Raw genomic sequence first — 22,482 nt, 5'->3', positions numbered from 1 at the left:
TCAGAACGCATCACATATAAGCTCATGAATTTCTTTTAGTGTTGATGCAATATTTTTTTATTTAACTGGATTCTAATTAGAACTAGGATTAAGAAAGTATTTTTTAGTCCAAAATACGTTTTTATGTACTTGAAAAATTAAGTTTACCTTTAGAGGAGAATTCACTTATTTTCACACGAATTCTATAGCCAAATGCATCAAAAAAACCAGCTTCGGTTTGCAATTTTATCAATATATAAAGGAGTTTCAACAATGAAATTCCTACTTGGAATTTTATGGATTTTTTTGGTGGTGAAACATTTAAGGGGTCAGTCAAACATTTCGACCATTTTTAATTCTATCCTTGCCAAGTTTACCTTGATTTTGGCTCTAGGAATTGGAATAATAGGGGAAAGTATAGGTCAATGTGCAAATACCATAACATTTAATTCTACCGGGAATGATACATGGATAGTGCCGGCTGGTGTAACCTCTATCACTATTGAAGCCTGGGGCGGCGGCGGCGGCGGTGCCGGGTCTTATGATTTTTGGATTTTTGGTAGCGGTGGGCCAGGTGGCGGTGGTGGTGGTGGTGCTTACTCTACAAGAACCGTTGGAGTCTTCGCAGGACAGGTTCTTAACATATCGGTAGGATCTGGAGGAGCTGGAGGGAACGGCAACAGTGGAGAAAATGGAGGTAATTCCAGTGTAATAAGAGGCGGATCCACATTGGCACAAGCTAATGGTGGTCAAGGAGGAAATATTAATGGAAATGGAGGAGCTAGAGGTATTAATTCAGGATTCGGAACATTCACAGGTGGGACCAATGGAGGAAATGCAACTTCAAGTCGAGGTGGCAATGGAGGTAATGGAGGTATTGGAGGTGATGGAGGTGCAGGCCAAAATAATAGTGATGGTGATCCCGGAGATGCTATTGGAGGAGGAGGAGGAGGGTCTAGAACAACTTCTAGATTTGTAACACATCGTGGCGGCGATGGTGCCCGAGGTGAGGTATTAATCACCTATAGCGTCGCACCTCCCACTGCTGGTGCAATCTCTGGAGCACAGTCTGTTTGCCAAGGAGGTGATCCTGCCATAATTTCCAGTACAGCAGCCGGAACGGGTTCTTCCTACCGGTGGGAAAGTGCTATAAGTCCGTTCGTTACTTGGATTCCTATAGGAGGAGCCACCTCAGCGACGTATAATCCCCCTGCAGGATTAGCAGTAACTACCCAATATCGAAGAGTATCTATCGCTACACCCGGATGTGAATCAACGACTGCTCCTATTCAAGTTACCGTGCAAAGTCCTCCAAATGCCGGATCCATCGCCGGAACACAAGCGATTTGCAGTGGAGGAAATCCGGGAATAATCTCAAATAATGTCGCAGGAAGTGGGTCTAGTTATCGCTGGGAAAGAGCTGTCATTCCTTTCACTACTTGGACTATTATAGGTGGAGCTACATCGGCAAGTTATGATCCTCCTGGTGGATTGACACAAACTACCCAATATCGAAGAGTTGCAATAAGCTCTGCCGGATGTGAGAGCACAACAGTTCCGGTAGAAGTAACAGTCAATCAACTCCCTACGGCCAATGCGGGCCCAGCACTGACTGGAATCTGCCAAGGCCAAACCACATCTTCTATGGGTGGATCGGTAGGTGGATCCGTGTCTGGAGGAACTTGGTCAGGAGGCTCCGGCACTTGGAACAATCCGAACGATCCGGCAAATGCTACTTATAGAGCTGGTGCATCAGAAACAGGAACTATCACATTAACCTTAACAACTGTAGGGGGAACCTGTGGGGTAGCCACAGCTACAAAAACGCTAACCATCACGAGCAGCCCTGTGGCAAATGCCGGAGCAGCCTTAGCAGCAATATGTGACGGAGAAACTTCTGCTCCTATGGGAGGAAGCATAGGCGGAGCTGCTGTAAATGGTACTTGGACTAATCTGAATGGTAACGGAACCTGGACCAATGCCAATAATCCTGCCACTGCTACCTACACAGCAGGAGCAAACGATAGTGCGTTGGGCCTTATCACCTTACAACTTACCGCTAGTGGTGGATCTTGCAGTTCTGCAGTTGTTACCAAAACCATACGGATTAATCCTGGTAAGACAGTAACTCCTGTGACTACAGAGACAGTCTGCTTCTTTACCGGAAATGTTAACCTTACGCATGGCACAACAGGAGTCACTGGGATTGGAACGATAACAAATCTTCCGGCTGGCGTTACACCTACATTTAATTCTACTACTGGAGATATAAATATAACCGGTAATCCAACAGAGCTCGGAACGTTTACCTATTCCATAGAACTCCTAGGCACTTGTGGAGTAGCTTCTGCAACAGGAACTATCATCGTGGAGGATTGTGGATGTGTAGAAACCCTTGATTTCGCTACCAATCCGTCAGGAACTTGGGTGGTTCCCAATGGAGTTACTGAAGTTATTGTAGAAGGTTGGGGAGGCGGAGGAAGAGGCGGAAGAAGAACTAGTGGAAGCTGGGCAGCTGGAGGAGGCGGAGGAGGAGGATATTCTCGATCTATAATCTCCGTCAACCCTAATGATACTTTCGTTTACTCTGTTGGTCGAGGAGGCACTACGGGCAATATAAATGGGGGAAATACGACTTTTGGTTCTGGTTTACGCGCTAATGGAGGTTCTGGAGTAGGTGACGATTTTAATGGTGGTGCTGGAGCCACAATAGGTACGGGAAATGATGCAACCTATCGTGGAGGAAACGGAGGTGGTTCTAATAATTCAAATAGTGGCGGTGGTGGATCTTCAGGTTATGCTAATTCAAATGGTAACAATGGAGGAGTACTTACACCTGGTTCAATCCCAGCAGGAAGTGAAGGTGGAAATGGTGGGCCTGGAATAAATACTTCAAATACTGTAGGACAACCAGGACAAATTCCTGGGGGGGGAGGTGGTGGTGGATCACCTAGGAATGGTAGCACCTATTACACTGGCGGTGATGGCGGAGCTGGAAGAATCAAAATTTCTTATAGTCTGACCGCAGGCATTGTAAATGGGCCTCAATCCATTTGTGTTGGAGGCAACACCACTTTTACCTCCACTATGTCGGGAGGAGTGTGGTCATCTGCTAATCCTGCTATAGCTACAGTTAATCCATCCACTGGAGTGATTACAGGAATAAGTGCAGGGGCAGCAACTATCCGGTATACAATAACGGGCTGTTCCGTAGCTACTTCTTCAAGGACGGTCTTTGTTAACGCGCCCATCAGCCCTGGAACATTGAGCGGAAATCAGGATATCTGTATAGGTGGGGGTACTCAGCTATTATCTACTACTGCTTTTGGCACTTGGTCTTCGGCCAATCCAGCTATTGCCACAGTTTCCAGTACAGGTTTGGTGACGGGGATTTCAGCGGGTACAGTAGCTATTTTCTATAGACTTCCCGCCAGCGGAGGATGCCCAGCACCGGAAACAAGTATCAGTATCAACGTGACTGCACCGCCTGATGCAGGAACTCTGAGTGGCATTCAGGAAGTTTGCGAAGGAAGTACCCGTAGCTTCTCTTCTACAAGCTCTGGTGGCATCTGGTCATCAGGTAATCCATCCGTTGCTACGGTAAATCCTTCAACAGGAATAGTAACTGGAATAGCACCAGGCACTGCTATTCTTACTTATTCAGTTGCTGGTTCGGGAGGTTGTCCACCTGATTCAGAAACCCGATCAATTACTGTGACCAAATTAGCAAATGCCGGAACATTAAGTGGGGTAAATGAACTATGTGTTGGTGGCAATAATGTCTTTACTTCTACAACAGTTGGCGGTGTCTGGTCTTCCAGCAATCCTTCTGTTGCCTCCATCAATAGCTCTACCGGAAATGTTATCGCGCTTACAAGTGGCACTACTACCATTAGTTATACGGTAGCTGGATCAGGGAGCTGTGCAAATGATGTGGCGACACGTACCTTAACTATCAACCCTCTACCCACGCCAACTTTTACAGCCCAACCATCTGGAATTGTGTGTATAGGAGAAGAGGTTACTTATTCTACTCAGCTTGGGCAATTCAACTATGATTGGCAGATCTCTGGGGTGGCCAACATAGATTATTCTATCTCTTCCGGTGGAACCAGTACCAGCAATTCTTTAACTCTAACCTGGTTGACCCAAGGTACAAAACAAGTATTTCTGAGTTATTCAAATTCTAGTGGGTGTTCTGCAGCTACTTTTATTAGTAGCCCTATTTCTGTAAGTCCCCTACCGGTACCTACATTTAATATTGAACCGTCTGGCGATTATTGTCTAGGACAAGTGGTAACCTATACTACACAATCCGGACGTGCAAACTACGATTGGAATATAACAGGAGTACAGGGAACGGATTATACAATTACAGCCGGTGGAATCAATACTAATTCAATTTCTCTGGAGTGGTTGACGACGGGCTCTAAAACTGTGACTGTGAATTATGAAAATTCCAATGGTTGCCAAGGAGTGAGTCCTGCATCAAATACAATTACTTTAAATCAAAGACCAGTTCCCACTTTCCTCACAGCACCTACCGGTCCAGTTTGTATAGGACAAGAATACACCTATACGACTCAGTCTGGCTCTGGAATTACAAACTATGAATGGTTGATTTCTGGAAATGCGGGAACTGATTACAATTTAGTAAGCGGTGGAACCACAAGTGATAATTCGATTTCTATCATTTGGTTGACAAATGGAGAAAAAACCATTGTGGTAAATTATTTTAATTCAAATGGCTGCTTAGGTGTCTCACCTGCAATTAGCACTTTAGATTTGAATCCCCTCCCTGTTCCTACCTTTACTATTGAGCCTTCAGATCCGGTTTGTATAGGTGATGTAGTAACCTATACCACAGAGGTAGGACAATCCAACTACGCCTGGACTGTGTCGGGAACTGAAGGGACAGACTACAACATTACGGCAGGAGGAATAAGCTCCGGCAGTAATACGGTTTCTATTAAGTGGCTGACCAATGGAGCTAAATTAGTCACAGTTGGTTATACAAATTCAAACGGTTGTACCAGTGCTTCATTAGCTTCGAATACCATTACACTTGATCCGCTTCCAGTTCCAACTTTCACAGTCGAGCCATCTGATCCGGTATGTATCGGAGAAGAGGTTACTTATACCACAGAATCAGGCCAATCGAATTATGTTTGGTCAATTTCTGGATCTGCAGGTGCAGATTACACGATTACAGGAGGTGGCATTAACAATAATAGTAGTACCGTCTCCTTACTATGGTTAACAGATGGCATAAAAACAGTCTCCGTTAATTACACAGATACAAATGGATGTGCGGGAATTGCACCAGCTTCCAATTCAATTAATCTGACTCCGCTTCCTTTACCTACCTTTACCTCAGAGCCAACTAATCCGGTTTGCCTCAACGATGCCGTAACTTATACTACCCAAAACGGACAATCAGATTATGTTTGGGTTATTCCCGGTACTGAAGGTGTAGATTACACTATTACAGGAGGAGGAATAGGAAACGGCAGTAACACTATCTCTATCCAGTGGTTAAGTTCTGGTACCAAAACCGTTACCGTCAATTACACCGATGCGAAAGGCTGCTCCATTCCAACACCAGCTTCAAATTCCATTGAAATTAGCACTCCTGTTTCTATTGATCCTGTGATTGATCCGGGTCAGGTCGGTGATACTGAATGCTTTGGAGATGGTTTTGACCCTATTACAATTACTGCAACAGGATCTGGTATAAGTTACCAATGGTATCGTAAACCAGACAATTCTCCAATAAGCACAGACCCGGGAACACAGGTAAGTGGTGCCACCTCTGCGTCCTTTACTCCACCCTCTTCTCCAGAGGGCATTTCCTATTATTATGTGGTGGTATCTGGCACTTGTGGTGGTCCGGTAGCCTCAGACCTTACTGGTGCATATATAGTTTCTCCTTCAGGAACTTCAATAAATATAGATTTGAATCCTGGTGCTGCCGATGAGGTGTTTTGTTTTGGAACTGGAACATTCACTCAGCTTGAAGTTGCGGCAACAGGGGATGGTGGTATTGCTGCAGCCTATCAATGGTATCAGAATACTACAGCAAATAATTCAGGAGGTGTTTTGCTCACCAGTGAAAACAACGCTACTTTCACTCCACCTTCTGATGCAAGTGTGGCTGATGGATTACCAAGATATTATTATGCTACTGCTACAAGCCCAAGTTGCGGTACGGTGACATCTTCAATTTCAGGAGCATTTATCGTCAATCCATTAACTTCAATTGACTCAGAGGATCTTTCAGGAGATATAATTTGCGAGGGTCAAGGTCCATTTAGTCCAATTTCTGTTACCGCTTCTGGAACTGGAACCTTGTCTTATCAATGGTACAGTAATACAACAGGTATAATTAATACGGGAGCAGATACCCCAGTTGGAACCAGTTCTAATACTTTTACGCCTCCTTCAAATGTCGCCAATGGCGTGCCTGTATATTATTACGTTGTAGTGTCAAGTTCTGGAGGTTGTGGTCCTGATCAAACTTCCAGTATTTCTGGAGCCTTTGTGGTGAACGAATTGCCAATTCCAACCTTGACTCCAACACCTGCAGGCGAAATTTGCGTGGGTGCTTCCATAACCTATACTACTGAAACCGGTCAGTCGAACTATGTTTGGACAATCCCTGGAACGGCTGGAACGGATTACACCATTACTTCAGGAGGAATTGGAGCAACGGATAATTCGGTTACTTTGACTTGGCTGACTGCCGGAATTAAAAATGTATCTATAAATTACAACAACTCAAACAATTGCACTGCAGCTTCAGCAACCGTCAATTCTACTATTGTAAATGCGCTTCCAGTTCCAACATTTATTGCTCCACCTCCTACCCAAGTCTGTTTAGGAACTTCAGTGACCTATTCCACCCAATCGGGGCAATCCAATTATATCTGGACAATTCCAGGCGTAGCAGGTACTGATTATAACATTACTGCAGGGAGCATTGGAAATACTAGCAATACAGTTACACTTACCTGGTTAACAAATGGCGCCAAACTAGTATCCGTCAATTATACAAATGGAAATAATTGTAACGCTGCTGCTGCAACCATAAATTCCACAATAGTAAATGCGCTACCTACACCAACATTTACTTCACCTGCTGTTTCTGAAGTCTGTATCGGCGCTCCAATAACCTATACTACCCAGCCAGGTCAATCCATTTATACATGGACAATAGCAGGAACTGCGGGAATCGACTACAATATTACCGCAGGCGGAATCGGAGCATCTAGCCACACAGTCACACTTAGATGGTTGACATCGGGTACGAAAAACGTCTCAGTCAATTACAGAAACGCAAGTAATTGTTCTGCAGCATCAGCTGTAATAAATTCTACCACGGTAAATGCACTCCCGGTGCCTTCATTTACCACAACTCCTCCGAATGAGATTTGTGTGGGAAACTCTGTAACTTATTCCACTGAGCCTAGTCAATCTAACTATGTTTGGACTTTACCAGGAACAGCAGGAACTGATTACAACATCACAGCTGGTGGCATTGGCACTTCCAGCAATACGGTAACACTTACTTGGTTGACAGCTGGCACTAAAAACGTATCAGTTAATTATACAAATTCAACTAATTGTACAGCTGCTGCCGCAGTAATTAATTCAACTATCGTCAATTCCCTTCCAGTACCCACTTTCAGCATCCAACCAAGTACTGATGTCTGTGTGGGAACCACTGTAACTTATACTACCCAGTCAGGACAAGACAATTACTTATGGACTGTGCTTGGCACTGCCGGATCCGATTATACTATCACAGCAGGAGGTATTGGGCAATTTGACAACTCAGTAACCTTGACTTGGCTATCAAGTGGTATTAAGAATGTTTCTGTTAATTACAGTAATTCTAATAATTGCACAGCCTCCACAGCTGTTACCAATTCTATAAATGTCAACCAACTCCCTGCCCCGACTTTTACTACAGCTCCTTCTTCTGATCTTTGTATAGGTTCTCCAGTCACTTACTCTACCCAATCCGGACAGTCTAATTATATCTGGACAGTACCTGGAACTGCAGGAACTGATTATACAATTACTGGTGGAGGCATTGGACCTACCAACCATACTGTAACACTCACATGGTTAACAAGCGGCACCAAGAATGTTTCGGTGAATTACAGCAATGCAGGAGGATGTACAGCAGTGTCTGCTGTAACCAATTCTACGGATGTCAATGTGACGCCTGTTATAACAGACATTACAGGAACTATCGTGTGCAGCGGAAGTACTTTTACGGTCACACCATTGAATGGAACAAACGGGTCAATCCCTTCAGGAACCACCTACACTTGGACCGTTTCTCCTAATGGAAATGTTACTGGAGAGTCAAATCAAACCAGTCTCCAATCTAACATTTCACAGACTTTGACCAATACTTCACTTGTGGATCAGACAGTAACCTATACAGTCACTCCTACCACACCAGACGGATGTGTTGGAAACACCTTCCAAGTAAATGTATTGGTACGGCCTAGACCTACAGTAAATGATCCTATCGATCAAAATGTAGGTTGCTCCGGGCAGTCCACAGCAGCTGTGAACTTTACTGGAAATGCAGTCGCCGGTGTGGTTTACAATTGGACAAATAGTCATCCAGAAATTGGTTTGGCGGCATCCGGTACAGGGAACATTCCGGCATTTGTAACTCAAAATACAAGCCCAGGACCTATCACGGCAACGATTACCGTGACCCCAACTGTGAATGGATGTCCAGGTCCTTCAGAATCTTTTACGATTACGGTAGATCCCACACCGGTCATTACATTACAGACCGATTATTGCGCCGTGGATGGAGCTGTACTTTTAGTAGCCAACTCAAATGTAACTGGGACGACTTGGGCGTGGAGTACAGGAGAAACGACCGCATCTATTGTAGTTGATATCGCTGGGTCATATTCCGTTACAGCTACCTCTCCGAATGGATGTACAAGTACAACCTCCATTAGTATAGCGGAAGAGTTAATCGTGGATGGTTCATTTACAAATTTTGACCCAAACAATCTTAGTTTCTTTACAGAGTATACACAAAATCAAGCATTCTGGGATGATCCTTTTCCATATAGCTTTGCAACACCAAGAGGCTTACACCCTGATGGAAGATATGCAGTAAATACCAATGCCAATTATAACAACCTGGAAGGTAGGACAAATGGTTATCATCCAAATTTTCATGGTAGAGACCATACAAATAACGCAACCGGACCTAGAAATTTCCTCATGGTAAATGGAGGCAAACTTATCGGCAGTCCACTGAGACAGCCTGTAATTTGGAGGCAGGAAGTGCCAGTAGATCAATTTACTGAATACTATTTCTCCGCTTGGGCTATGAATTTGAACCCTGGCTCTCCAGCCAGACTTCAATTCAAAATAAATGGTCAATTGGTCGGTACTGTTTTGGATCTAGATGGTGCGCCTAAACCTACTAGTGATGCACAAGTAGGTTTAGATAACTGGAGAGAATTTAGATCCAACCCAAGCTGGAGTTCAGGAACTGCTACAACTGCAATTATTGAAATTGTAAATTTAAATACAGATGCAGGAGGAAATGATTTTGCTATAGATGACATCTCCTTCGGAACACTTTCTCCTTTCATTAGACTAACATCAGACCCAGGAACTAATGACAGCCAGATTGTCTGCGAAGACACTCCTATTGAAGACATAGAATATGCCGTAGGGGGTGGATTAGCAGGACCTTTAGTAACGGGATTGCCGGTAGGGGTTACAGCAACGTGGAATGGCGTAAATTTGAGAATAAGCGGATCACCTACATCACCGGGAGAATATATCTATGAGGTCTTTACTACTGGTTCATGTCAACAAGTCCGAGTAGAAGGGTTGATTATAGTAAAAGATGTTCCAGACGTAGGCACGATAGCAAGCGACCAAACCGTATGTAGCGGGGTGGATCCAGCAATTATTACTGGTGACATCTATGCGCCTCAAGATGCTGGGGCAATTATTTCTTACCGCTGGGAATTGAATACCAATCTAGGAACACCTAATTGGACAGATGTACCCGGTAATCCTTGGGGTGCAGATTATGATCCTCCAATATTGACCCAAACAACTCAATTTAGAAGACATACCATTTCAACAGTAAATGGCCTCTCCTGTGAATCTCCATCTTCAAACACAGTTACTATTACGATCCAGAATGAGCCAACAGCTGGCGCTATCGCCGAAGATCAAACCATCTGTGAAGGGGAAGATCCTGATGAATTTAGCAGCGCAACTAATGGCACAGGGGATGGCACAATCAGCTATCGTTGGGAATATACTAACTCCTCCAACCCAGGCTGGAATACAATAGTGGGTGCTATTGCCCCAACCTATAAATCCACTGCTTTGGATGAGACAACTCAATTTAGACGAATAACTATCTCTACCTTGAACGGAGCTGCTTGCGAATCAGTACCAACTACTCCAATAGTGGTAACAGTTACTCCTGTTAACACTGTAGTAGACGTGGATCCTGATCCGACACTTTGCCTAAATGAAGCCTCCCCTATTATCATAACACATACCACCACAGGTGTCACTGGTATAGTACCACCAAGTGCAACTGTGGATTACAATCTACCAAATGGTGTAACTCCAAGCTGGAATGCCGGAGTATTGACGGTTCAGGGAACTCCAACTGAAATGGGTGTATTCAACTATGACATTCCCCTATCTGGTGGTTGTGGCACGGTAAGCGCAACAGGAACAATCACGGTAGAAAATCCGACTTATCCTTTTACAGCTATCAACGTAGTAAACCCAGGTACTGGGGACACTGCACCATTTACTTCCGAGTTTACTGTGTTTAGCAATGAGCTGACCCTTGGTACCTACACCATTAATTACAGCATTGAGGGAGTGAATGGTGGGCCTGATCAAACAATACCTGTGACTGTAAGCACTGCTGGGCAGTTCACCTTTACTTCATTGCCTTATAGCAATGAAGGCACAACGACATTGAAGATCAACTGGATAAAAAAGGATACTGAGAATTGTACCTATTACCCACCAAATAATAACACGGCTATTTATGGTTTTGGCTGTAGTTCTGAATCTCTTCAGAGTGGAGGCGATGATGCCTTCTATGTACCTGCAGACGTTTACCAGGTTAGGATCGAGGCTTACGGAGATGGATCGCCTACGGAATCCCAAACCATACCTGTAATTCCTGGCGGAGTCATAAATATAGGAGTTGTTGGAAATGTAATTTTTGCCACACAGGCTCCCCTCGCATCTGCAACCGTATCAGACTATATAGTTTCTGCAACTGGGCCAAATGGCAGAATTGTATTCCTATATGATTGTAATCCCCCAGTTCCAGCTTGCCCTGGATTGGCACCATATGAATACACTGACTCAGAAGGATATACAATTATACGGTTTGACGTCGGTGCGTGTGAGTGGAATGCCCCAGATGGACTGGACGAGTTTGAAGTCTTAATAGTCGGCGGTGGTGGTGGCGGTGGCTATGGATCTGCGGCCGGTGGCGGTGGCGGTGGTGGCGTAGTATATCAGCGATATACAGGAATAACCATGAATGGACTTCCTGGGCTTCAAGGAGCAGTTTTCCCACTTTCTGTTGGAGCCAATGGTTCAGGATCGGTCGCAGTGGCATCCAAAGGAGGAAATGGTCAGGCATCTACCTTTTCTTTACCAAGTCCTGTGTTTGAATATTCAGGAGGAAACACATTCTCAGATCTTAACGCTGCTGGGGGCGGAGGCGGTGGGTCCACCAGCTCCAATTCCGCCGTGAGACTAGGTGAAACTGGTGCTTCTGGCGGAGGAGGTGCCGCATACGGGACTGATGAGTCTGTAGGTGGCTTGGGTATTGCCGGAAATGGTGGTGGAGATGCTATTGGTGAAACTTCCGGTTCAGGAGGCGGTGGCGGTGGCGGTAGCGCTAGTGCCGGCGGAGATCCATTATATTCTGGAACAATGTATGGAGGCACAGGTGGCGCTGGTTTACCTTATTCAATTTCTGGAACTGAAATTATTTACGGAGCTGGTGGGGGCGCAACTTCTTCAGGAGCTATAACCAATCAAGCAGGTAATGGAGGAAGTCCGTATGGATCAGGATACTTTGCCGGAGGAAATGGAACAAACAATGGAATGGGACAACCTTCATCTACCTATGGTTCTGGTGGCGGAGCAGGAAGAGACGGTGGAGGTATGGGTTTCCCAGGCGTAATCTATATCCGCTACCCTAATTTCCGTATTCTTCCAGTTGAATACGGCTACTTCCACGTCAAGTATAACTCGACTCTCCGTTCGGGAGATTTGACCTGGGCTACTTCTAAAGAATGGGAAAACGAACGATTTGAAATCGAACGCTCTGTAAACACAACTAAGGACTGGAAAACTATTGGAGAAGTAACTGGTGCTGGATATTCTGAAAAAGAAGTGAACTATGACTTCTCAGATAGTCAGTTACCAGTAGCTGGTGGAAATATTTTCTATCGCTTGAAGCAGTTTGACTTTGATGGAGATTTCAGTTACAGTGAAACAAGGTCAATTAAAGTGGAAGCCCTATCAGGTACTACCCGTTGGAAAGTTTATCCTAACCCTACCACGGGCAATCCATTCAATATAGAAATCCTAGACCCTTCGGTCTATCAAGATGAACCAATTACATTAAGGATCATCTCTGCAACTGGCCAATTTGAAACAATTCAGGTTTCTGAAATGAGCCAAATGGGTGCGCAAGTGAGCGAGTGGTTCACCACTAAAGCCGCAGGGATATATACCCTAGAAATCTCATGGGGTACGCAGCGGGAATACCATAAGGTGATTCTGAGAAGGTAAAAAATCACCACATGTCCCTTAATAAGCCCTGATAGATTGGTATCTGTTAGGGCTTTATTGTTTAAAGTACCAATGACTCCAGGATTGGGTAAAGTTCCAGTCCTAGCTTAGGCCAAATTGCTTCGATAAATAATCCAACATACAATATTCTAAAAAGACCTGCTCAAAGAAATTCAGACTTTCCGAAAAACCAACCACTTAAACAATTACGTAATTGAATTGGTTAAAAAAGAAACCTAAAGCTCACCCCTACGCATTCTTTTAATTTAAATTTCACCTGCATTTCATTTTGCGCCCTCAATAATGAAAAGTGTATCGCTATATCTTATTATAATTTTTAGTCTTATTCAGACTTTGCATTCAGACAAGATATTGGCTCAGACTTATACTTCAAATTCCAATGGAAATTGGAATACCGCATCTACCTGGACCATAACCAATACCGCTGGATGCGGAACTCCTATCCCTTCCACACCTCCAGTACAAACCAACAATCGGCCTTGCCCGATAGCGGTGGTGATCAATCATAACGTAGCTGGACCGAATGATCTAACTATTGGTAACAATAATCTAGTGTCGATCGCCATCTCCAGTGGAAGATCGCTATCTATCAATAGGGATTTGTTAGTTACTGGATATGGGAACAAATCTTTAACGCTTTCAGGCGCTGGAAATCTGGAAATCGGAAGAGATTTTACAATTGCCGGAAATTCGAATGTAAATATTACAGGAAATCTGCGTGTGGAGATTACCAGAAGATTTGAAGTAACAGAAGCTGCCCAGTTTGAATCTAACGGAAATATTCAAATGTCTGCCCGAAGAATAACTGTAAATGGAAATGGATCTTTAATTTTCAATGCCTTAAATAATACCTCATTTACCACTACCAATGAGGACTTTAATATACAGAACGGTGTAAATGTATTGTTTGCAGGTACCTCAAGTATTAATTCGGCTCGCGATTTAATCATTTCCGGAAACACACCCACTGTGATTTTCGAAGGAAGTAGTACCGTTTCAGCTAGAGATCTTACGCTTTCCAATGGAGGAAATCTTAGTCTTAGCGATAACTCTACATTTACTATAAGTAGGGATCTGGAGATAAGGGATCAATTTGATCTGGCTCTGGCTGATGATGCACAAGCTACAATTGAAAGAGATCTGACGCTGACAAATGGTGCGGGGCTACTTCTTTCCAACAATTCCAACGTAGTAGTAGAAGATGATTTGCAAATGGAAGACCAGGCTTCACTAACCTTGTCAAATGCATCATCTTTGTCTGTTTTTGATGACACAAGCCTTTCAAATCAATCGTCCATTACGGCAAATGGCACCGCGGAAATCTCCTTAGGAGACGAATTGGATATGAATAATCAGACAGTTTTGCAATTAAATGGCAGCTCAAAAACAGAAGTCACAGGTGCCGTAAACATTAGGGGTGGAGCAGATCTGAGAAGTACTAATTCAAGTAGTTTGATACTCAATTCAACGCTATCGTTAACCGGTTTTGGTACGACTTTCACAATGGATACGAACGCTGAGGCTACTATTTCCGGAAATACCTCCGTGGGAGGAGGTGCCAATGTCAATTTGGGAAATAGCTCCAACTTAACATTGCAAGGAAATTTAACTTTTGACAATAACTTTTCTACTGCCTGGAATAGCTCCTCATCTTCTACAGTGCTGGTGGAGGGTGATTTTTCAAAAGGAGCAAATAGCAATCTCAATGTCAACAATACCGCGATTTTTGAAATTTGTAATGGAAGCTTCCCTACTGATGCGAGTGATCCTAGAATAAATGTAGCTCCTTCACCAGCCTACTATGGAGGATGTAGGGTTCTGCCGGTCGAATTCCTCTCTTTCAACGCAACCCATCAACCAACAACTAACTCCGCCCTACTCTCCTGGTCCACAGCCAAAGAATGGGAAAACTCCCACTTTGAAATCGAACGAGCTGTCAATTCTGTCAAGGATTGGGAAACTATCGGTCAAGTGGATGGAAGTGGGTATTCTGAAATTCCTGTGAAATACAGTTTTAATGATACTGATCTCCCAATATCAGGTGGCAACATCTTCTACAGACTCAAACAAGTCGATTTCTCTGGTAAATACAGCTATAGTAAAACACGAGCTATTCAGATGAAAGCTATCCAAAGTAGGCACAGTTGGGTAGCCTATCCCAACCCTAGCGCTCGTGGCACAGAGATCAACATTGACCTCCTAAAACCTGAAAGCTATCTAGATCAAAAGATACTTATCACACTTAGCAATAGTCTTGGTCAGGCACAGTCCTTCTCCACCTCCTCACCGGAGCAGGTCTCGTCCATAGTCTCAGATTGGATCAGAACTTCTCCTAGTGGCCTTTATATCCTGGATATAACATGGGGAGATCAACGTCAGCAACTCAAGCTGATCAGAGACTAACGAGGAAAAACTTTGAAAACTTCCTTCTTCTCTATTGCGTAAAACCAAAATAATATTTCAAATTTGTGCTTACTGCACACATTAATAGCTATTTATTTCGTGTAAAAAAGTGAAAATCGAAATAAAATTCTAATTATCGTATTTGAAAAGCAAATTCATTGAGATCAAATGCATCTCCATTTTCCCCTAAAAACAATGAAAAAGAAGTATTTACTTGGCTTAGCCTTGGTCCTTGCATTCTATTCTTGCAACGACACCTCAGATCCAATAAATGATGGAGCTATCACCATCAATTCAGACAGTGAAGCACTCACCGCTCGAGTAAAACTCGATAATGCCGGAGTAGTAGCCATTATTGACCCGAATGCACCACAAGGACGGATTCAGGAAGAAGCGTCAGATCTCCCGTTAATTTTAGTTTCTCAGGTGGACGCGCCAACCGTTGATGGACAGACATTGAGAGCAACTCATGTTGATATTGATGGAGACTATGCCTATGTTTCTTACAATACTGAAGGGGACACTTACTTAGGCGCAGTTGACATTTTCGATATTTCCAATATATACAGCCCTAAAATCACCGAACAAGCCATCTTCAGTGATACAGATATCAGCGCTTTGGAATACAAAAACGGCAAGCTTTACCTCGCCACCGCAGTCAATATCGACCAAAACGACGATGTCACCTCGCCTGCCAATTTGATTACCGTTTCGGTGTCTGGAGGTAAATTCACATCGGATTTTGTTTACACCTCATTGCCAGGTTTTGTGGCGACAGATGTAGCCAATACAAATTCCAACACTGCTGTTACAAGTGGAAATGATGGAGTTATTGGCCTATTTGATGCTAGCCAAACTCCAGGCAATGCCTCAGAAATGGAAGATCTAAGAGCTGTCGCTTTTGGAAGTGATAAACTGGCTGTTTTGAGTGGTTCCTCAGGGGTTCATGTGTTGGATCCGAATAGTCTATCAGAGCTATTCAATATTCCTTTGACTTTAGATGTAGCTGGCGCAAAAAGAACCCTGGATATCAACGAAGGGAATTTATACGTTTCGGAAGGCAGCAATGGTGCTGGAATTTATAAAATGACAGACGGAACTTTGATCCAAAAACTCCCAATTCCCATCAATCCTATTGATGTAGAACCTGGAGATATCGTAACTAATGCGGTATCCGTTGATAAAGGATTACTATTCATGGCCAATGGAGCAGCGGGTATTTCTATTTCAGACGTGACTGATCTTGCCGCGATCGAACAATTTGGCGTCTTAGATCTAGACGGCTCTTCCAATTTTGTAAGAAATGAAGAGGAATTTGTCTTCGTGGCGACTGGAGCCGGTGGTCTTCAAATTTTGAAAATCAATAAGACAGAGGAGCCTTCAGGCGTTTCTTGTGAAGGATTACCAAGCTACAGCGGAAACTCTAATTTGAACATAAACGGAAATGAGTCTGCTGCTTATGCAGGTTCTACAGTGTTGAAAAATGTGAATATTGGCGGAACTTTCCTTTTCTGTGGGTCTTTAGCCATTGAGCAAAATCTTAACATCAACAGCAATGGCCTCATGACTGTCAATGGTTCTTTTGCCTTTGGTCAATACCGCAAAAATTCAAGCCTGAATATCAATAGCCAATCCAAACTACAGCTTCAAGGAAGTACAGTTATTTATGGTGACTTGAAACTAAATAGCGGAGCTACTCTTGAGTTTTTAGGAAATGGAAATACAATAACCGTCTATGGTACTGTGACCGTGAACAGTGGCGCTCAGATCATCGGAAATTACACGGATACAGAAGGAAAGCTGAAATAATCACCTCAAATCACCTATAATTGAAAGCCGACCCATTCTGATGGTCGGCTTTTTTACTTTTACCATTTTAGGAATAGTTTCTCAAAATGGCTCTCCGAAAAAGTTGATTGAAAGGAGGCAATCAGAAAACCGAATTAAAGTCATCTACTCCTCCTATTTACTCCAGAACTAGCGTAACCATAGCTGCAGTAAGTATTTTCCAGCTATTCCTCCTCTTCCTTTCTCTTTGGCGCTTTGGCCTGCCCTAGACCTACAGCTCCTTTCAACCCACTGAAGGTAGCTCTCCACCAGCCTCCAAAAATAAACTTGGACTTGTCTCGCTCAAAATAAACCCTAGACACCACTCGCTTATTAAATAATTTTCTGGGATTACTTTTCTTAGTTATCGTATTTGCCAGAAAGGTCATAAATCCAAGCTTTCCAGTCCCTCTTTCCAGCGTCAATGAATCCAAAAACTCTAACTTCAAATCCTCATATCGGAAGTTCATCTTTCCCTTTGCGACATCATCATCGATCGTAAAATGCCACTTGCCATCTGTAACTTTTCCTTCCACAATACCAATAAATGCTCCACGTGACACCATTCTATTCAACTTGGTCAGATCAAACTCCCCCAATTGTACGTCCACATCCATCGGATATGGTGCTCCAAACTTCATATCGGCTTTCAAAGTAATATCTCCATCTCCCATCAACTTGGCTTTTGCCAAGAGCATACTGGACTTCAATGGATAATCTTGCGAGCTGGTTCGTAATACAAAAGGAGCTATAGAAGCATTCACTTTTTCAAAGCTAATGGAACCTGGAAGCATAGCTTCCGGCGCAAACTCCTGGTATCTAATCAAGCCATCGCGAATGATCAAAGAATCCAGATCCAAATCAAAGGGAGCATTGGACATCACATATTGCGGCATAGGCTTGATGACGCCTTCTTTCATTGGAATTCTCTTGTCCCTAAATACATCCATCTCCAAACCATCAACTTTCAACACATGCGCTTTGAGAATTTTATTTTTGAAAAATTCTTCAAAGTCTATTTCCTCAAAATGGATCTTTTCCACAAAAGCATCCATAGCATTATCCTGATACCCCTTCTTTCTCAAAAACTCATAGCGTCCCATCGCAGGTTTGAAATGCACCTGCTCCAGTATAAGGGAGTTATCTAAATACTTTATTTTACCAATATTCAATTTGTTCAGACTATCCTTAGTATAGATTTGATAGTTGGTGAGGGAAAGGCTCAAGTCTTTTTCGAAAAACAACTGAGGGCTCAACTCAGCTCCCTTCCTCATCAAATCAAAATTCAACCTTTCTAGGCCGAGGTTCACATGGTTGAATTTCAATCGTGGAATCTGACCGGTTTCCTTGTTGATCAGCACGATATCACCATTGGTGATAAGAATATCCTGAAGCAGCACAGCTTCGATCAATCCCACTTTTGCGGCGTTTAATGAATCAGGTTTCGGTCTGCTTTTTCTAGGTTTGCTTGCAGTATCGAGATAGACCTCAATTTTTGGGTTCAGCAGCCTAAGCTGAGTAAGATCAAACACCCCTGTCGATTGAATCTCCCGAATACTGTTATTCTTCACTCCCAACTCATCTATTTTTGCGGAAAATATAGGTGAACCCGGATGTCCAGTAGTCGTGTTAGGGATTACTTCTACATTCGAAAATATAGTCTCCGAGGCCGTATTGTCCACAAAGAGATTAGAGAATTTGATGGTATGAATACTGTCGGGCAGCGCATAAGAAAAGTCATTTAATGTGAGGTTAACAGCATCAAATAGGCCGGCAATATCTTGCTGCGCATTGGCAGTAGAGTCTAGATTCAGCCCCCTTATCTCTAAGTTAAAGTCAGTCTGAATGGACTCAAAATCATCTTCCCCTACTCGATAATTCAGGTTTAATTTGGATTTGGTAGCCATTATGGCGGCTATTGAGACCAGCTCCACAGCCTTGGGAAGCGCATTAGCACCACTCGCTTGGTTTTGCTCTGTAGATTCTTTTTTCTGATAATCCCTATTGATCTCTAATGTAATCGCACTACCATCTACTGCAAGTTTATCAAGCTGGAGCTCATTCTGAAATAGAAAAGACTCTATATCTACTCCTTCCAGCGAGACGCTTGGAAGTTTCAATGACAGCGCAATTTTACTTTGAATAGACTTGCTTGGACTTAAGGTTAGGTTGTCTATATCGATTGTTTTTGAACGAGAATTAAACCGAAGTCCATCAGTGTCCACCTCATAGTTTCCCCCAGCTACACTGAAATCATACTTTCTCAATACCAGATTAATCTCATCAGAGAAAAATGTTCTTTCAGGATTTTTGATCTGTCCTCTTGAAAGGTAAAACCCTTTCAAACTAAGCGATAAACTATCCTCACTTAAGTAAAGGTCTTTCTTCCCGGCAAAATTCTCATACAAAACCTGCCCATCACTGAAGTTGATAGAGTCTATCTGAATTGAAGAAAAATAGGAAGTCAACAAATCCTCAATCTCATCCGCTGATTCTACCTGTATAGGTGAATTCCCATTAGTCACTTTTCTAAACCTGGTAAATTTAGCCACAGGAGAGGGTACTAATATCTGCCTAATGAGGAGTTTTTCATCCATATACGCAGCCATCAAATCTATCCCTTGAACTTTAAACTCTGGCACACTGATATCGAGAATGACTGATTTGCCATAGGTATCTAAAATAGCCTGGGTCGAGTCAGGATTTTCAGGCCGAAGTGTAAAGTTCTTTACCTCCACGAGAGAGTTTTTTGAATCGATCAACACGCGATCGGCCATGAATTCATGCAGGTTGTCTCGCAGCTTCAAGCGATATTTATCCAGACTCAAGACCATCTCCTCCGCCAAGAATTGGTTTTGAACATCTTTAGTAGCGTTAGGCTGCAGGAAAACTTTCTCCAGTAAAAGACTAAACTTCTCGAAGCCAACATCATCACTTCGCACTCCTTTTTCATTTTTGAACTGAACTTCTCCGTCACGCAGATCCATTACGCCTATTGACAGTTCATTCATATAGCCTTGCAAAAGCTCCTTTACAGGAACTCTCCCCTCACTTGGCTCACTTTGACTTATCTCCGTGATTTCTACCTTTGGAGATTGGATATGCATTTCATCAATTTTGAAAATCCCCTCATTGTACAGACGCTTCAAGTTGGCCTTCGAAAGTGTCAGCTTTGGTAGAGAAATCCGCATTATTTGATCCGTCAATCCTTTTCCCAATGACTCCTCTCTAGGCTCCACACGTACATTTTCAATAATTATCTCATCTTTGAAGGACGAGACACTCATCCGGTCTCCGTAGATGACGTGGACATTATCTGAGAGGTACAGATCCGCTTTTTCTATTTCCATTGCAGCCTCTTCTCCATAGAAAAACTGATTTGCCTTCCTGGATTCATCATCTCCCAAATAAAAATTAATCATCTTGAAATCAAGTTTCTTGATATCAATTCTGTTTTTGAGTGTGTCAGCGAGGTTGTAGGTGGTGAATTGCCCATTATTCACAGATAGTTCCTGCACTTCAAAGGACTTCAGCACCCCCTCTATCAGTTCGTTTAGATCACCAGAGGCGGTGCTATCTCTTTTACTTTCGCTATTATCCTCTACCAGGAAATTAGGATCGTTGAGGACAATTTCATCTATCAGGACCTGTGAGGTCATAAATGCTTTATTCAAATCCACATTTCCCACACGAAGCTCGCTAAGCTTCACATTATAATAGGCTTTACTTTCTGTCGCTTTATCAGGATATAAGCTAAAGTCCGAAATATGGATCGTATTGTCCAGAGAGCTTACAAAGACTTTTGCTGATTGAATAGCATGCACGCCATCTGAGAGCGGGAAATTTACATTTTCAAGATCAAACTCAAAGCCCTTTGCGTTGAACGGTGTAGTCCATTTTTCTCTACTTGTCCAGTTAATATCCCGAACTAGTAATCGCGTATTTTCGGCTTTCAGGGAATTCTGACTAAGGAAATTCAAGAAGAATAAATCCGCATGATTTATCTCCAACTCACTGATAAATACACCGGTAAAGTTTATTTTATCTATAATCTTTTTCAACTCATCCTCCAGTGACTTAACCGGTGATTCGGTTTTTACACTGTCAGCATCCTCTTTCACCAAGTTTTTCGGAGGCAAATCCATGCTGATATTTGGATTGTCAAACTCCAACCTACCTACATATAAGATCTCTTCTGAGAAGTCATACCAGAGATTTTTCAGCGCCAGTTGATCCAACGTCAAATCAAATATGGCCTGAGTTTGATCAGGTCTTCGCTCTCCAAGCGGCTTCATTACTATTCCATCCATGAAGATTCCTCGACGAAAGAGGGAAAATCTAACCCGATTAAAATCTACTGAATATACATCCTTAGCCGCCTCATTGATTTTTCGCCTTGCCCAGTTGGAGAGCAGCAGGTTAGACCCAAAATAGATCGTAAACTCTAAAAAAAGTAACGCCAGAAAAGTGAACATCACCCACCTCAGAATTTTCTTACGGAAGGGATGTTTAGAATGCTTCTCTTTATGCACTTGGGCCATTTAGTTGGTTTTTGTCTAAAATAGACATTTAAGTACAAATCTAAACGAAAAAAGCAGCACTTAGGTGCTGCTTTGTATGCTGTAGGAGAAGGATTCGAACCTCCACGGGGTAGTTAGGCAATAGTCCGGTAGAATTACGCTTTATTCACTCCTTATCTCGAAAGCCTCGAGACCAGATCCCCACCCCCGAGACAGGAGGGCTTGTCTGCCAATTTCAACATCCTACAAGATTGTTATGACTTTTCTACTGGCCTTTTGCCAGCTTTCTTTTGGTTTTGGTAAAAAACCAAGGTTCAATAGGTTTGAGAGTGAAATCAAGATGGTATTCCAAACTCTTGGATGAAACCAACTTAAATTTCGATTGGTCAAAATTAGAAATACCTGTGGTTTATTAAAATATTTATAAGAAATATTTATTTTTTTTACATTATAAATAATTTAAACAGAATAAAAATAAATATTTGATAATATCGGTCCCGAATCAGCCAACCTAATTAACAAATCACTAATAGATCGTAAGTGAAAAAATCAAAATCATATTGTGACAAAAATGGATAGTACCAAATTAAAGTGAACACCTAGAACCGAAAGGACATAAAAAAAACCATGAAACAAAATTTCATGGTTTTAGTCAATTAACAATAAACCCAAAATAACCTGCTGTAGGAGAAGGATTCGAACCTCCACGGAGTAGTTAGGCAAATTTACGAGCTCGCTAAATGCTTTATCCTATGACCTCCACCCCCGAGACAGGAGGGCTTGTCTGCCAATTTCAACATCCTACAGTGTAGTGTAATTTAATGTATTCTGAGTGCTTTGAGAGTAAACCATTTGTTTTCCCTCTTTGTATGCTTCAAAT

General features: G+C 42.8%; 4 protein-coding genes. 3 read left to right on the top strand and 1 reads right to left on the bottom strand.

Annotated features, from left to right (window positions below):
• The first annotated feature begins 252 nt into the window (after window positions 1-252).
• The 3 genes from ABJH64_RS09145 (at window position 253) to ABJH64_RS09135 (ending at window position 17,064) form a co-directional block, all read left to right on the top strand.
• Window positions 253-12,831: a PKD-like domain-containing protein gene (locus ABJH64_RS09145; protein ID WP_348274367.1), complete on the top strand. Its 12,579-nt coding sequence runs from the start codon at window positions 253-255 to the stop codon at window positions 12,829-12,831.
• Window positions 12,832-13,185: 354 nt separating this feature from the next.
• On the top strand, window positions 13,186-15,255 hold the full coding sequence (locus tag ABJH64_RS09140; protein WP_348274366.1) for a T9SS type A sorting domain-containing protein: 2,070 nt from the start codon (window positions 13,186-13,188) through the stop codon (window positions 15,253-15,255).
• Window positions 15,256-15,450: 195 nt separating this feature from the next.
• On the top strand, window positions 15,451-17,064 hold the full coding sequence (locus ABJH64_RS09135) for a hypothetical protein (RefSeq protein ID WP_348274365.1): 1,614 nt from the start codon (window positions 15,451-15,453) through the stop codon (window positions 17,062-17,064).
• A gap of 203 nt (window positions 17,065-17,267) precedes the next feature.
• Here the strand turns inward: ABJH64_RS09135 and ABJH64_RS09130 are convergent, their stop codons facing one another.
• A complete protein-coding gene (locus tag ABJH64_RS09130; RefSeq protein WP_348274364.1) occupies window positions 17,268-21,623 on the bottom strand; it encodes a hypothetical protein in 4,356 nt (1,451 codons plus the stop codon).
• Window positions 21,624-22,482: the final 859 nt, after the last annotated feature.

The organism is Algoriphagus sp. (assembly GCF_039969895.1).
Classification (GTDB): Bacteria; Bacteroidota; Bacteroidia; order Cytophagales; family Cyclobacteriaceae; genus Algoriphagus.
This window is presented reverse-complemented; position numbering and strand designations above follow the sequence as displayed.

What these genes read in the sequence shown, in the direction of transcription:
- ABJH64_RS09135 (WP_348274365.1), top strand. Translation starts at nt 15,451, where the DNA reads ATGAAAAAGAAGTATTTACTTGGCTTAGCCTTGGTCCTTGCATTCTAT.
- ABJH64_RS09130 (WP_348274364.1), bottom strand. Translation starts at nt 21,623, where the DNA reads ATGGCCCAAGTGCATAAAGAGAAGCATTCTAAACATCCCTTCCGTAAG.
- ABJH64_RS09145 (WP_348274367.1), top strand. Translation starts at nt 253, where the DNA reads ATGAAATTCCTACTTGGAATTTTATGGATTTTTTTGGTGGTGAAACAT.